The sequence below is a fragment of the Sorangium sp. So ce406 genome, assembly GCF_051474675.1.
GTDB lineage: Bacteria > Myxococcota_A > Polyangia > Polyangiales > Polyangiaceae > Sorangium > Sorangium cellulosum_G.
On sequence record NZ_CP150340.1, the window covers coordinates 8,329,776 to 8,344,513 of the forward strand.

Annotated in this window: 9 protein-coding genes; 5 read left to right on the forward strand and 4 right to left on the reverse strand. The window is 72.8% G+C overall.

The window, feature by feature from the left end; translation table 11 throughout:
- Positions 1-210: 210 nt before the first annotated feature.
- A complete protein-coding gene (locus WME96_RS31000; RefSeq protein ID WP_437285198.1) occupies positions 211-1,395 on the reverse strand; it encodes a phosphoglycerate dehydrogenase in 1,185 nt (394 codons plus the stop codon).
- Positions 1,396-1,456: 61 nt separating this feature from the next.
- On the opposite strand from WME96_RS31000, the gene WME96_RS31005 reads away from it, so the two are divergent.
- Positions 1,457-2,464 carry an FG-GAP repeat domain-containing protein gene (locus WME96_RS31005; protein ID WP_437285199.1) on the forward strand — a complete coding sequence of 336 codons (1,008 nt, stop codon included), beginning with the start codon at positions 1,457-1,459 and terminating at the stop codon, positions 2,462-2,464.
- On the opposite strand, the gene WME96_RS31010 is transcribed toward WME96_RS31005, so the two are convergent.
- Genes WME96_RS31010 through WME96_RS31020 form a run of 3 tightly spaced genes read right to left on the reverse strand, consistent with a single transcriptional unit; the run spans position 2,421 to position 6,584 of the window.
- Positions 2,421-4,232: a hypothetical protein gene (locus WME96_RS31010; RefSeq protein WP_437285200.1), complete on the reverse strand. Its 1,812-nt coding sequence runs from the start codon at positions 4,230-4,232 to the stop codon at positions 2,421-2,423. The genes WME96_RS31005 and WME96_RS31010 overlap by 44 nt on opposite strands.
- Positions 4,233-4,244: 12 nt before the next feature.
- The gene (locus WME96_RS31015; RefSeq protein ID WP_433927756.1) at positions 4,245-4,883 is read right to left on the reverse strand and encodes a hypothetical protein; all 639 of its coding nucleotides are present in this window, start codon (positions 4,881-4,883) and stop codon (positions 4,245-4,247) included.
- Positions 4,884-4,898: 15 nt separating this feature from the next.
- Positions 4,899-6,584 carry an FHA domain-containing serine/threonine-protein kinase gene (locus WME96_RS31020; RefSeq protein ID WP_080682436.1) on the reverse strand — a complete coding sequence of 562 codons (1,686 nt, stop codon included), beginning with the start codon at positions 6,582-6,584 and terminating at the stop codon, positions 4,899-4,901.
- A gap of 344 nt (positions 6,585-6,928) precedes the next feature.
- Here WME96_RS31020 and WME96_RS31025 point away from each other — a divergent pair, with 344 nt between their 5' ends.
- From WME96_RS31025 to WME96_RS31040, 4 genes are all read left to right on the forward strand, one after another.
- Positions 6,929-8,131, forward strand: a complete 1,203-nt coding sequence (locus WME96_RS31025; protein WP_437285201.1) for a hypothetical protein — start codon at positions 6,929-6,931, stop codon at positions 8,129-8,131.
- Between the two features lie 338 nt (positions 8,132-8,469).
- Positions 8,470-10,224 carry a serine/threonine-protein kinase gene (locus WME96_RS31030; RefSeq protein WP_437285202.1) on the forward strand — a complete coding sequence of 585 codons (1,755 nt, stop codon included), beginning with the start codon at positions 8,470-8,472 and terminating at the stop codon, positions 10,222-10,224.
- A gap of 259 nt (positions 10,225-10,483) precedes the next feature.
- Positions 10,484-13,171 (forward strand): TonB-dependent receptor domain-containing protein, encoded by a 2,688-nt coding sequence (locus WME96_RS31035; RefSeq protein ID WP_437285203.1) that lies wholly within the window; start codon positions 10,484-10,486, stop codon positions 13,169-13,171.
- Positions 13,172-13,179: 8 nt separating this feature from the next.
- Positions 13,180-14,706, forward strand: coding sequence for a hypothetical protein (locus tag WME96_RS31040; RefSeq protein WP_437285204.1), 1,527 nt, complete (start codon positions 13,180-13,182; stop codon positions 14,704-14,706).
- The last annotated feature ends 32 nt before the right edge of the window (positions 14,707-14,738 follow it).

The window sequence follows — 14,738 nt, forward strand, 5'->3', positions numbered from 1 at the left end:
GGCTCAGCGGATCCGCCTAGTTGTCGGCGGACAAGCTAGTCGAATGCGGGCCTTCATGCAAGGGGGGATACGGGCAAACCGCCCCTGCGCGGCCGGGGATCTCCCGGCCGGCTCGTCCGTGCGATTTCCCCGCGCCGCGCCGCGCCGGAGCGCGACGGCGCGGCGCTTCACGGCGGCTACGCCAGGGTCACGCGGTCACCCGTCACACGGTCACGCGAGGTTGGGCAGCGCGACGATATCCACATGCAGGACCTCCTCGAACGCCGCGATCTCCTTCAGGCAGGCTTCGCTCGGCCGGCCGGAGACCCGCATCTTCGTGCAGGTGGCAGTCGCCCCCTCGAAGACGGTGTTTGAGATCTCCTCGATGTTGATCCCGTGCCGTTTCATGACGCTGAGGGTGTTCGCGAGGACGCCGACCTTGTCCAGCATCCGGACGACGACGGCGTAGCGAGCGGGCGAGGTCGCGCAGATGTTGACCACGTTCGGGAGCTCCTCCTCCGTCATGAAGGCGCGGATGATCCGGGCCGTCTCGAGGGCGACGGCGCGCTGCGCCTGCTCGGTCTGCGCGCCGATGTGCGGGGTCCCGTAGACGAGCCCTCGCCCGAGGAGGTGCGACTCGAAGGGCGCCGAGGGCCTGTCGGGCTCGCTGGCGAAGACGTCGAGGCCGACCCGCAGCCCCTTGCGCGGGACGAGCTCCTCGAGCGCGGCGTAGTCCAGCACCTCGGGGCGCGCGACGTTGACGACGATGGCGCCGTCGGGGAGCGCCTCGAGGACGCTCCGGCTGACGATGCCGCGCGTCTGCGGGGTCGCCGTCAGGTGAATGGTGAAGATGTCCGAGCGGGCGGCCAGATCCTCCAGCGTCCGGGCGTAGCTGACGTCCAGCTTGGCGGCGCGCCCCGGCGTCAGGGAGCGCGACCAGGCGTGCGGCTCGAGGCCGAACGCGCGGGCGCGCAGCAGCACCTCGCGGCCGATGGCGCCGAGCCCCGCGATCCCGATCCGCCGGCCGAACAGGCCTCGGGCCACCGAGTACTTCGCCTTTTCCCAGCGGCCGGCCCGGAGCTCGGACGTCGCGTCGACCAGGCGGCGGTCGAGCGCGAGGATGAACCCCATCGTGAGCTCCGCGACCGCGGTGGCGTTCTTGCCGGGACAGTTCGCCACGTAGACGCCGCGCGCGCTCGCGGCCGCGACGTCGATCGTGCCCACGCCGACCCCCGCCCTCACGATCAGGTTGAGCTGCCGTCCCGCCTCGATCGCCTTCGCCGTGACCTCCGTCGAACGAACGACGAGGATGCCGATTCCGTCCAGGGCCGCCGGAAGCGTGTCCTTGGTCAGCTCCGGCCGGGACTCGATCTGGATCCCGAGTACCTTGAGCTCTTCCAGAGCCGAGAGATCCATTTTATCGGCGACTAGCAGGCGCATGCGGACGGGAACGGTAACAGAAAAGCTCACGCTGACGATGGGCGTTCTGCTCCTCTCCTGCGCCAGCGATCATCAGGTCTCTCCCTGGGGCGCCGCGCGCAAGCCGCCCCTCGGCGCGTACGTCGCGCCCCCGGACCTCGACGCGCATCTGCGCGCCATCGACGTGGAGGCCGCCGAGCTCGGGCTCGAGCTGGAGGTCGAGCTCCGCGGCGAGCTCCCGCGCGGAGGCGGCGAGGTGGTGCTGCGCGGCTATGCGGGCACCGACGCGCTCGGGCGCCGCACCCCGGCCGTACGCGTGGCGACGCCGCGGGGCGTGGTCATGGCGGCCGGGCCCCTCGACAGCGGGCGCGTGGACAGGAGTCAGGCGACCCGGCTCGTGCCGTCGCTCCTGCCAGGCGCGGCGCCGGACGCGGCGGAGCAGCTCGGGATGTTCCGCTCCGGGACCGATCTCAACCGCGACGGCGCTCCGGACGTCGTGCTCGGCAACGAGGCAGGCGACCTGGAAATATGGGCCGTGCAGCCGTTCGGCGCCTCGAGGTACGCCGTCGAGCTCGCGACGCCGCCGCGCTTCGCGCTGGACGTCGACCAGGACGGAATACTGGAGCTGGCCGGACGCGCACCCGTGAAGGAAGGGGATCCCATCGCGCCGGATCTCCTCGACGTCGCGGGCTTCGAGGGCGGCCGCTACACGCACCGGGGCGACGCTGCGCGCGCGTTCCACGAGGCGCGCGCGGGGGCGGACGACCACGGTCCGGGGGGCAAGCGGCAGGAGCCGCCGAAGGACGACGCGGCGCGCCTGCGGCGCGCGCTCGAGCAGGCCTGGCACGCGCTGCTCGCGGGGAGGCCGGAGAAGGAGACGCTGGCGGTGCTCGATCGGGAGCCGGTGCCGTCCGGCCTGCAGCCGGCATTCGCGGCGCACCGCGCCCGGGTGGCGCACGTGGCCGAGACCCCCCCGGCGGGCGCGCCGGCCAGGGAGGGACCGCGCGGCGCGGGCGGCGCGGCTACTCGTCCGCAGGGAGCATCGGAAACGCCTGACCGAAGGTAACGACGATGTCGCCCGGGAGGGCGTCGGGCTCCTTGTAGCCGCGCGTGAGCGGGAAGCCCCAGTCGGCGCGCATGACCACGCGGTTGAGCTGCGGGAAGAGGGCCCGTATCCCGAAGCCCGCCGACTGCTTGAGGCGCAGGTCGTCGTAGCCGTTGAAGGCGTCGCCGGCGTCGAAGAAGGCAGCGCCGGCGATCTGGCACGACCAGATCTCGATCGGACGCGTCCGGAACTCCAGGTTCGCGGAGAGAACGTCCTCGCCGATGAACGCCGCCGACGGATAGCCGCGGAGGCGCGTGTCGCCGCCGAGCACCAGCCGCCGGTTGAGGTAGTTCCGGTAACGGTCGAACAGCCGCACGTCGAACACGAGCCGCCCGACGCCGAAGCTCGGCGTGTGCACGCGCGCGCGCGCCTCGATCGACGCGTCGAAGATCTGCGATCGATCGAGCTCGGTGACCGTCTCGACCACCGCGCGCGCGAGGCCGTCGCCGAGCGCGACCGTGTACGCCGCGGCGGCGGAGACGCCGAGGAAGCTCCGGGTCGAGTTGAGCGCGGTCGTGACCGGGTAGATCGCGATCGAGAGCTCGTGGCCGAGCCGGTAGTCCTCCTGCAGCGCCAGCGTGTTGAAGTCGAGCACGCGCGAGAAGCGGGTCGAGTACGTGGAGTACTTGAGCACCGGCGCGACGCGGGTGTCGCTCACAGGCATCTCCTGCTCCTCGAACTCGGCGACCGCCGACGGGGCGAAGCCCGCGCGCTCGTCCACGCGGTAGACCTTGCGGCTCGCCTCGATGCCCACCGAGACGTCGTGCTTCACGCCCGCCGACCTCCCCGCGCCGCGGCCGCCGAAGCTGCGCGTGACCGTGTAGCCGCCGACCAGGAGATCGCTCCGGTAGCGGTAAGGGATGCGGTCGTCGGCCGGCGTCGCCGCGGCGTCGAAGGTGGCGAGCCGCGTGCCGATGAAGCGGCGGGTCACCTCGTCGCGCCAGGTGACCTCGGCCTCCCAGGCCCACTCCGCCTCGGTCGCGTAGAGCGGCTGCCCGTACACGAACGTCCCGCTGGAGCCCTCGAGCTCGCCGGTCTCGCGACCGACGATCGCGTTCAGCTCGGTCCGCAGCCGCACGCGGCTGCCCCCGACCCGCGGCATCGCGTAGGCGACGCCCAGCGAGAGCGCGCCCGGATCGAGCGCGAGCTGCGCCGCGATGGTGTGGTGGACGCCGAACAGGTTCGTCTCGGCGGGCTGCAGGAACAGGTACTCGAGCTCCCCGCCGGCGAAGCGGTAGTTCGAGTTGAGGCGCAGGCTCCAGACGTCCTTGGTGGCGACGGCGACCCGCACCCGGTCCGGCGCGCTGCCCCGCACGGCGAAGACGAGGACGAGCGAGAGCTGGCTCAGGCCGCGCAGGATGCGCGCCGACTCGTCGGCGAGCGCCTGCTCGTAGGGGCGCCCGACGGAGAGCAGCACCTCGCGCCGGATGACGTACGGCCTCGAGAGGACGTGGAACCAGTTCAGGAAGCCGGGCGCCGGATCGCGGTCCTCGATCACCTCGAACGGGACCACGTCGATGCCCTCGACGATCTTGCCCTCGGGGGCAGGATCGAGCGTCGCGCCGAGGCGCGCGAGGGCGCGCTCGATCGTGGCGCTCTCGTAGCTCGAGTAGCCCGCGTGCTCAGCGGCCCCGGCCGGCGCGCGCTGCTGGGCGTGCGCCGCGGCCGCGAGGAGCGCCGCGGAGAGCGAGAGCGCGCAGCGCACCAGCACGATCGATGCGCGACGCAAGGCCCGCTCGCCTCAGAAGGACTCGCTGGCAGGGTAGGTCGCCATGACGTTGACCTTGTACTTCACGTACTGGTGCGGGATCGTCCCCCAGTCCGGCGTCGGCATCGCCCGCTTCACGCAGCGGAGCAGCTCCTTCGTCCTCGCGCGGCTCACCGTCGTCGACTTGCCCACGTAGAGGTTGGTCCGCTTGCGCCGGAAGTCCATCTCGAGGACGAAGCTCACCGTGATGCTCGTCTTGCCGGTCGGCGCGCACTGGACGTTGTCGCGGATCGCGCGCGAGAGCGCGTCCTCGAAGAACGTGACGTGATCGCACCGGTCGGGCGGGGTGCTGCCCGGGCCGGGGTTCTCGCAGCGGATCGTGGTGAACGGCGACAGCGTGACGCCCTCCGGCAGCCCGGCGCCCGCGTCCGCGAGCGCCCCCGCGTCCCACGCGTAGGCGCCGGCGTCCGCCGTGGCGGCGTCCGCGGACGGGATCGACTCGGGCCGCGGGCGGCGCCACAGGTAGAGCGGCACCGCCACCACGATGAGCCCCGCGACGAGCGCGATGATGATCTGCAGCCGCACCGGGCGCTCGCTGCCGCCGCGACCGAGGTAGCGGTACGGCGAGGGCTGAGACGGCGGGCTGGACGGGAACGGAGGCCGGCTGTTCATCGGACGCGTTCGGGTTCAGTCGATGAGCGTCCGCGCCGGGCGCCCGGGCTCGCCCTTCACCAGCGTCGCGCCGAGCTCGAGCGTCTCGGGGAGCATCCCCTGCACCTGCGCGACCACCTGCTCGACCACGTGGCGCGCCTCGTCGATGCTCGGGCCGACGATCGAGACCACGAACTTGAGCGGCCCCGTCCGGCCCGCGACGGCGGGCGTGAGGCTGAGGAGGAGCATCTCGGTCAGATCGATCACCCGCTGCGCCGCCTTGCGCAGGGCGAGCATCTCGAGGATCGTCGGGCGCTCGCTCACCTGACGGTTCGGGCCGCGCAGCTCGTAGCGCGCGACCTGCATCGGGACCTCGGCCCAGTCGGCGAACAGGCCGTCCTCGTCGATCGCCTTCATCAGGTGCTCGCGCACGAGCAGGCCGGTGAGGCCGTCGCGCTTCGCGAGGTACTGCTTCGCGCGCCGGTGCTGCGGCGAGTCCGGGCCGAACGTCACGAGCTTCATCCGGCACTCGCCGACCTGCACCTCGCCGCCGTGCAGCAGCGAGACCTGCGACTTGCGCTCGTAGTTGAAGTCCGCGTAGGTGCCGTTCGTGCTGCCCTGATCCTCGATGAGCCACGAGCCCGTCTGCCACTTCAGGATCGCGTGCGCCCCCGAGACGGTCGCCTCGGGCACGCACAGGCTCTGATCGCTGCGGCGGCCGAGCGCGAGCTTCGTGTCGTGCAGCGGGAGCAGCGAGCCCACGATCTCGGGCGCGTTCGTCGCGTACGTCACGAGCAGCGACTGCGCCCCGGGGGTGAAGTTCAGCTTCAGCGCGCCGCCGGGCGGCGGGCCAGGATCGAGGCGCTCGCGCGGGAGCTGGATCGGGCTCGTCGTGAGCTGCGACGGGTTGAAGAAGCGCATGTGCCGCGCCTGCGGCCGCATCGACGGGTCCTCGTTGAGGCCGCGGAAGATCTGCCGCACCTCATCGATCGACAGCCCCGCCGGCACGTCGAACATGATCTGCTGCTTCATCGTCTTGAGCCGCGGCTTGTAGCCGGGCTCCGGGACGCGGCAGGTCCACATCTCCCAGAGCGTGAGCGCCATGGCGTACACGTCGTCCTCGGGGCTCGCGCCGCCGTTGCGCAGCCGCTCGGGAGACATGTAGTTCGGCGTGCCGCCGTCGGGCGGCGCGCCGGGGCGGCGCGCCGAGGCGCGCGCGCGCTCCTGCGCGAAGCCGAAGTCGAGGATGACCGCCCGCCCCTCGGAGACCATCACGTTGCCGGGCTTGAGGTCGCCGTGCACGAGGCCCTGCGCGTGGATCGCCGCGAGGCCATTGCAGACCTCGCTCGCGATCTTGCGGAACTCGTCCGCCGTGTAGCCGCCCTGGGCCTTGCGCTTGCGGATGTGCGTGTGGAGCGTCTGCCCGGGGATCTGCTCCATCACGAGGATGGGGCCCCACGGGCTCGGCGCGAGGTCGTGCACGCGGCAGACGTTCGGGTGGCCCACCGAGCGCGCGAGGAGGAGCTCCTGGCGGAGCGCCTCGTCGTCGCCTGGCATGCGCGACTCTTCGCGGACCACCTTGAGGGCCACGGTCTGCTGCGTGGAGCGATCGAAGGCCAGGAAGACCTCGCCCATGCCGCCTTTACCGAGGCTCTGACGGATGTCGTAACGATCGTTGATGACCGTTCCGGCAGTGATGGGAGGGGGGGGTGTCTTGGTCACGGCCCGCGGTGGATAAAAGGAGCGCGAACCGGAGCGTGCCCGACACCGGCTGCGGCGCACAGCGTCGTCCATCTGAACGTGGAGCGCAACGGTCGTTCTGGGGGACAGACCGGACAGAGGGCGACACCGGCCGCCCCGCCGCTGGTTTGGGCCCAGATCCCCTCTCCTGACGTCCCGGGCGCCGGGATCTCTTGACGATGGCCGCTGATTTGTTTACGCGGCCCGGTCAGCCCGGCGCTGACGGCCGCGCGCAGGCGCAGGCGCCGCGAGGTCCGCCGGGCCAGCGACCCGGTGAGGCGCCGCGCGGCGCGGCCTCCGCGGGTCCGGAGCCCACGACGGGCGCGATGACCGGACCGCAGCGCCGCGGCACCTCGGAGGCAACGATGCGCTGGGACGGCTGGATCCAACAGGGAAGAACGAACCTCGCCGCGGCGGCGCTCTGCGCGGCGGCGGCGCTCGCGGCGGGCTGCGGCGACGACACGGATGGGAACGCTGGAGCGTCGGGCGGCGACGTCGGCCCGGACGGCGTCGGGTGCCTGGACGCGGGCTCGCACGACGCGCTCTTCTCGCTGGTCGACCCGGCGTGGTGCGCCGTCGCCGTCTACCAGACCGACGAGGACGTCGGCTTCGCCTCGGTGACGTGGGGACGGCACGGCGGACCGATGTTCGTGCGGAGCGACGCCGGGGGCGCGGCGGAGATCGTGCGGCTCACGCCGCCCGACGGGGCCACCGGGGATCTCACCGCGGCGCGGGAGAAGGTCGACGCGGGCGTCCCCGCCGGCGCCTTCCTCGGCGGCCAGGCCGTGGACCTGCCGTTCTTCGGCTGGACGGCGATCTCGTGGACGAGCGCGTTCCCCGACACGCTCGGAGAGCTGATCCTGATCGAGGACCGCGCGGTCGCGCAGCGCTACGAGGTGAACGGCTTCTTCACGGCCGCCGCCGTCGAGGGGCGCCTGCTCTACACCGGGCTCTCGCCGCTCGGCGATCCCACCGCGGGGTCGAGCGGCCTCTATGCGGCGGAGAGCTGCGGCGCGGCGGGGCAGGACGCCCGGCTCGTGCCGGAAGGCGACGCGAGCTGCGCGGCGCCCGCCGCCGTCGCCGCGTGGGGCGACAGCTCCGGCCCCGTCACCGCCGACCGGCGCGGCAACGTGTTCGCCGTGCTCCCGGCCGCCGACGGATCGCAGCAGGCGCGCGGCTTCGCGGCCAGCGCGATCGCGCGCGGCGCCGGGCCGACGGAGGGCGACGCCCTCTTCACGCTGCCAGGCGGCGGCATGGGCCTGGCGGCCCTCGCGCCCGAGCAGGGCGCGCCCGGCCTCCTCGTCTTCCAGCCGACCGACCCCGCGACCTACGAGGCCCTCGCGCCGGTCGCCGTCGCCTTCACCGACGACGGCGGTCGCGTGCAGACCGACGGCGCCCCGGCGCCGCTCCTGGATCTCGCGACGGCGGGCACGTCGCTCTCGCTCGTCGCCGACGAGGCGAACCGCCTCTGGATCGGCGGCCCTCTGCCAGGCGGAGGCTTCCTGTTCGCGATCGCCGTCCGCCGCTGAGCCGCCCGGGCGAGCCCCCCACCACCGCGGCGCCCGCGCGTCCGTCCACGATCCAAACGCAGCGCGACGCAGCTCCCCCGAACGGAGCACGCGGTGCTGTGTTTCACGTCGGTGACGCGACAGCCACGTTCGTTCCAGGACGGCGGCGCTCAGCGCCGCGCGGCCGTCGCCGCGCTCACCGACCGTCCGGACGGCAGCGCACCGAAGTCCACGCATTTCAAGCGCGTGTCGTGGCACTGCAGATTGACACGTCAGAGTCGCCTCAGTCACACTGCTCCTGAGGCGGCTGCTGTGCGTCCAATCTTCACCTCCTCACGCTGCCCGAGGAGAGGCACGACATGCCTGATGGCCGACAGGGAGAGGTAACCGGCAGCTCGAGGACATCGAAGGCTGCCGCGCCGGACCCGCTGCTGGGGCGTGTCATCAATGGCCGCTTCAAGGTCGTCAGCGTCATCGCGCGCGGCGGCATGGGGAAGGTCTACAGGGCAGAGCAGGCGCCGCTCGGCCGCATCTGCGCGCTCAAGGTGCTGAGCCCGAAGTACGACGGCGACCACGATCCCGAGTTCCACCGTCGCTTCTTCCTCGAGGCGTCGACCGCGGCGAAGCTCACGCACCCGAACACGGTGACCGTGTTCGACTACGGCCACAGCGACGACGATATCTATTACATCGCGATGGAGTACATCGAGGGGAAGACCCTCCACCGCGTGCTCCGCGAGGAAGGGCCGTTCCCCGAGGCGCGCGCCGCGCACATCGCCCGCCAGATCTGCCGGTCGCTCCGCGAGGCGCACGCGCTCGGCGTCGTGCACCGCGACCTCAAGCCGGGCAACGTGCTGCTCGTCGATCACGAGGACGAGCACGACCACGTGAAGGTGCTCGACTTCGGGCTCGTCAAGGACACCGAGAGCGGCGAGAACCTCACGCAACAGGGCCTGTTCATGGGCTCGCCGAAGTACATGGCGCCCGAGCAGATCTCCGGCAACGACGTGTCCCCGCGCACCGATATCTACGCGCTCGGCGTGATGATGTACGAGATGCTGTCGGGCCACGTGCCGTTCGACAAGGGCGCGAGCGTCGGGACGCTCATGTCGCACGTCAACGACCCGGTCCCGCCGATGCAGACGTACAACCCGCAGCTCTCCATCTCTCAGACGATGGAGGGGATCGTCCTTCGCTGCCTCGAGAAGGACCCGGCGCTGCGCTTCTCGTCGATGAACGAGCTCGTCGCCGCGCTCAAGTTCACCGCGGGCGGCATCTCCACGCGCGACACGGGCGAGACGCTGCCCGCGCGGACCGGGATGGCGAGCCACCGCCCCTCGGCGCCGTCGTACCCGTCGTATCCGTCGTACCCGTCGTACCCGTCAGTTCCGCCGTACTCCACGCTGACCGGCGATTTCCCGGGCCTCTCGACGCCGAACTCGTCGCCTCCCACGAGCTCGCCCCCCACGCTCACGGGCCCGCTCGCCACGGACAGCGCGCTCAAGGCGCCGGCCGCGCCCTCCTTCGTCGCCCCCTCGATCACGGATTCGATGGGGCCCCGCCCGGCGCCGCCCGTCGAGGGGCTCTCCGCGACCCAGCCCGGCGCGGGCCCGGGGCGAAGGCTGGTCCCCTGGGCCATCGCCGCGGTCGTCGCGGCCGGGGTCGGCGTCGCGGCCGTGGTGACGTCGCGCGCGCCGATCGCGCAGACGGGCGCGCCGGCGCGCGAGCCCGGCGCGGGGAGCACGCCGCCCGCGGAGACGGCCCCCGCCGCGCCGCTCACGCCCGCGGCGCGCACGCTGCACGTCGAGAGCGCGCCGCCCGGGGCGGCCGTCAGGGAAGGCAACAAGGAGCTCTGCGCCGAGACGCCGTGCGAGATCGTGTGGCGAGGGTCGGCGGCCGCGCTCGCGTCGGAGCACGAGCTCGTCTTCGAGAAGCAGGGCTACAAGCCCGCGACCGTGCGCGTCTCCAGCGCCGAGGAGCGGGTGCGCGCGAAGCTCGACCCGGCCGCGAGCTCCGCGCCGGGGACCCCGAGCAAGCCCAGGTCGAACGTCGCGAACGTTGCGAACGGCGCGAATGGTCAAAAGACCGCGCCGTACAAGAGCAACCCCTACTGACGAGCGCGGACGCGCGCCGGGCAACTCTGGTAGAGTCTGCGGCGATCTCGCGTTTGCACGCTCGTGACATCGCCGCAGTGGCTTCGCGCTCGCGCGAGGGGCGTACCGGGCGCCCCGCGCGTGGGGAACGTGTTCGATGTGATGTGGGGAGCAGCTCCGTGGATGCTCCCGTGCTCCTGCCGGGTTCGCCGTCGCGCCCCGGCCCATGTCGCCGGAGGATCGCCGTCATCCCCGGCCCCGTTGAGGACAGGGCGAACCCATGTCGTCTTCCGATTCGTGCTCGCACGGCCGCCGCGACGCCGGCCCGGCGCTCCCCCCGACGAACGACGCCCGCGCCGCGCGGCCGCGCGGCAGGGCGGCGCTCGCGCGCAGGCTCTGCGCCTGCGCCGCCCTCGTCGGCGCGATGGCCGCCGCGCGCGGCGCCCGCGCCGACGCTCGCACCGAGGCGCGCCTCCACTTCCGGGCCGGCATGGAGCTCATCGCGCAGAAGCAGTACGACGAGGGCATCCGGCAGCTCCAGAAGGCCAACGAGATCCTCCCGCACCCGAACGTCGTCTTCAACATCGCGCGCGCGCACGCCGAGGCCGGCAACATCGAGCAGGCGCTCGCCGCCTACCGCGAGTACATCGCGAGCGATCCCCCGGACCGCGAGCAGGTGACCCGGATCGTGGCGCAGCTCGAGCAGCGCCTCGCCGCGCAGCGCGCCGCGCCGGCGCCCGAACCGCAGCAGCCGACGGCGCCCGCGCCGCAGCAGCCAGGAGCGCAGCCGCCAGGAGCGCAGCAGCCCGCCGCGGGCGACGCCCCCGCCCGGCCCACCGGCGGGCAACCCGCCGCGGGCGCGCAGGCGCCGGGCGGCGCGCAGGCCGCGGGCGGCGCGCAGGCGCCGGGCGCGAGGCCGGCGCCGGCGCCCGGGGCGGCCCCGGTCGACGCCGACGCCGCGGGGATCGTCGGCGCGGCCCGCACCGAGGACGTCTACCAGGAGACCGTCATCACCGCGTCGCGCGGCGCCCAGAGCCCGCTCGACTCGCCGAACTCGACGACCATCGTGACCCGCCAGGACATCCGGCTCTCCGGGATGACCCGCATCCCGGAGCTGCTCCGGCGCGTCGCGGGCATGGACGTCATGCAGATCACGGGCGGCGACGAGAACGTCTCGATGCGCGGCTTCAACAGCCGGCTCGCGAACAAGCTCCTCGTCCTCGTGAACGGGCGCACGGTCAAGAACGACGTGCTCGGCTCGACGTTCTGGGAGTCGCTCTCGATCGACGTCGACCAGATCGAGCGCATCGAGGTGGTGCGCGGCCCGGGCTCCGCGCTCTACGGCGCCGACGCCTTCGCCGGCATCGTCAACATCATCACGATCGAGCCCGGCGCCGGGAAGAGCGGCTTCCGCGTGGGCTACGGCGACCACCAGCAGGGCTACGGCTCGGTGTGGGCCTCCGCGCGGGAAGGCGACTTCGCGTACCGCCTCTCCGCCGGCTACACGCGCTACCCGCGGTGGACGCGCGAGGTCGCGGACGACCGCATCGACCTCGAGACGAGCGGCCAGAGCCAGGATCTCGGCGCACAGAACGTCCGGATCGACCTCCGGGCGTCGCAGCGGCTCGGGCCGGGCCGCGCGCTCGACGTGGGCGCCGGCTACGCGAGGAGCGAGCTCGACATCTACGGCATCGGCCCGTTCAACGACTACAACCTGGAGGTCACGAACGCCGACGTCGCGGTCGCGTACCGCAGCGAGAACATCAACGCGCGGACGTACTACGCGAACCTCGACGGGTACTCGCTGCTCAACGCCGCGTACCTCGGGCACACCCTGTACGCGGGGCGGCCGCAGCAGCACGTCGTGAACGCCGAGCTCGAGTTCGTGAAGACGCTCCGGGCGCCCGCGTCCGTCGTCCACGACTTCCACATCGGCCTCGGCTACCGGCTCAAGGCGACCGAGTGGAGCTACCTCGACGGCGACATGCCGATGGAGCACCACGGCTCGGTGTTCCTCCAGGACTCGATGAAGCTCGGGGAGCGCGTCACGCTGGTCGCCTCGGGGCGGCTCGACTACGTGCCTTACCTGGAGCGGCTCATCCCGTCGCCGCGCGGCTCCGTCATCGTCAAGCCGACCGATCGCCAGGCGATCCGCCTCTCGGGCTCGACCGCGTTCCGCTCGCCCACGTCGCTCGAGGCGTACGTCGACCTGCCGATCCAGCTCGCGCTGCCCGGCCTGGAGCTGCTCTCGACCACGCGGCCGCCGGTGCGGTCCGGCTTCATCATCGATCCGGAGCAGATCATCACCGCCGAGGCGAGCTACCTGAACCAGCAGAGCGACTTCTTCGAGTTCGAGGTCACCGCGTATTACAACCGCGTGAGCGATCTGATCGTGCTCGCCGAGCCGCAGCGCATGACGCTCTCGCAGCGCGCGCAGGGGGTCGGGGGGCTGAACCCGGAGACGGGGCGCTACACGTCGGGGTTCGGCGGCTTCGAGAACCAGTGCGACGTCTACCACGTCGTCGGCGGCGAGCTCGGCGGCCGCGTCTACCCGGTCGAGGGGCTCGACATCTTCGCCAACTACGCGCTCAACCTGTCGGAGCAGCAGCGCCCCGACGGGTGCAGCGCCCTCGAGGACAGGCGCACCAGCCAGCACAAGGTGAACGCGGGGGTCCAGGTCCGCACGCCGGTCGGCGTCGACGGCGAGGTCACGTTCCACTACCAGTCGTCGCAGGAGTGGGCCGAGCAGGTCCCGACGGGGACGGTCATCGCGACCAACATCTACCCGCTGCCCGCGTACACGCTGCTCAACGCGCGCCTCGGCTACCGCTTCCTGGACAACCGCGCCGAGATCTCCGCGACCGTCTTCAACGCGCTCGACGGCATCGGCGATCAGCCGCTGCAGATGCACCCGTTCGGCAACCGCATCGGCCGGCGCTTCATGGGCTTCTTCCGGTACTCCCTCTAGGCACCTCCATGCTCGGACCCAGCCTCCGCACCGGCCTCTCCCTGCTCGGCGCACTCCTCGCGGCCCTCCCGGGCTGCGAGGAGGCGGACGTCTTCATCCCGCTGCCGGAACAGAGCGGCCCCGCCGGGGTGCTCGACGGCACGGTGACGTACTCCGGCCCCCGGCCCTGCACGAAGGACGGCCGCGTCGTCGGGGCCGCGATCGTGCTCGGCTTCGACACGCGCCTGCTGCCGCCGCCCGAGGGGCTCGGCACCTCCGCCGCGAGCATCGACGTGATCCCCGGCGACGAGCTGTTCGGCGGCCTGGGCGCGGCGCTCGACGTCGCCCCCGACGGCGCGCTCCGCTGCCCCGCGCCGGACGACCCGCCCGTCACCGTGAGCGCCACGTGGAGGATGTCGCCGCTACCCGCCGGCACGTACCAGGTCCGCGGCTTCTACGACCACGATGGGAATTTCGACCCCACCTTCAGCATCGCCAACCTGCCGAGCCGGGGCGACGTGGCCGGCGGCGCGATCGAGAACGCGGCCGAGGTGCTCGGCGGCGCGGCCCCGCGCTACCGCGAGGTCACGCTGGCCGCGCCCATCCCCGAGACGGGCGCGCGCGTCAGCGGCATCGCGGTCACCCTCGGCCTCCCGCTGCCGCTGGAGCGGCCGGTCTTCCACGTCGCCGAGGTGCTCGCGCCCCCGTCCGGCGTCACGCAGAGCGCGGGGGAGGTGGTCATGGCGTCCGACTTCCAGCTCGACGTGTTCAGCCCGACGAACCCCGCGGGCACCGAGGCGTCGCTCCTGCGCCTGCAGCTCGCCGCGGGGGTGCCCCAGAAGGAGGTCGCGAGCGCGGCGGCGCCCCCGCTCTCGCTGCCGGTGGGCGGCGAGGCCGCGCCGACCCTCGCGTACGCGCGGCAGGACGTGAACGGCGACGGAGCGATCGACGGGGACGATCACGTCCCGGACTCGGCGCTGATCCCGGCGCTCTTCCCGATCTCGGTGTTCTCGAAGCTCGAGGGCGACGACAGGCTGGTCGGCCAGGCCGCGCCCGCGGTGCTCATCCAGGGGCTCACGATCTACGAGGACCTCGTGACGACGGCCACGCTCGGCGCGGAGCCGCTCGGGCCGAAGGAGAGCGCCGTCATCGGCGTCCGGCCCGCCGCGCTGTGCATGCACCCGACCGATCCGGCGCAGGGAGGCGTCCTGGTGATCAGCCGCGCGCAGGACGGCGAGGGCAACGACATCATCGCCGAGGAGGACGTCGCCGAGGTCGAGGCGGCGCTCTCGCGGCAGTTCGGGCGCGCGATCACGATCGCGTACGGCTGCCTGCCCGAGGGGCGCTACGCGCTCAACCTCATCTACGGCACCGGCCAGGCCTGGACCGTGCCCAACGAGGCCGGCGTGTGCGCGCCGTCGGAGCCGGCGACGTCGCCCGCTGTCTGCGGCGCGCGGCCGCGCCTCGAGTCGCAGGACGTCGTGCTGCGCATCGGCCCGCCGGATGACCCGGCGTACTGCGCCGAGCACCCCACCCCGGCGATCTGCGCGCCCTGATCGACGCCGCGGCGCCGGCGCGCCCGAGCGGC

Excerpts from the sequence above, each read along its gene's own strand:
- WME96_RS31000 (WP_437285198.1), bottom strand. The coding sequence starts at position 1,395 with ATGGATCTCTCGGCTCTGGAAGAGCTCAAGGTACTCGGGATCCAGATC.
- WME96_RS31025 (WP_437285201.1), top strand. The coding sequence starts at position 6,929 with ATGACCGGACCGCAGCGCCGCGGCACCTCGGAGGCAACGATGCGCTGG.
- WME96_RS31030 (WP_437285202.1), top strand. The coding sequence starts at position 8,470 with ATGCCTGATGGCCGACAGGGAGAGGTAACCGGCAGCTCGAGGACATCG.
- WME96_RS31035 (WP_437285203.1), top strand. The coding sequence starts at position 10,484 with ATGTCGTCTTCCGATTCGTGCTCGCACGGCCGCCGCGACGCCGGCCCG.
- WME96_RS31040 (WP_437285204.1), top strand. The coding sequence starts at position 13,180 with ATGCTCGGACCCAGCCTCCGCACCGGCCTCTCCCTGCTCGGCGCACTC.
- WME96_RS31005 (WP_437285199.1), top strand. The coding sequence starts at position 1,457 with ATGGGCGTTCTGCTCCTCTCCTGCGCCAGCGATCATCAGGTCTCTCCC.
- WME96_RS31015 (WP_433927756.1), bottom strand. The coding sequence starts at position 4,883 with ATGAACAGCCGGCCTCCGTTCCCGTCCAGCCCGCCGTCTCAGCCCTCG.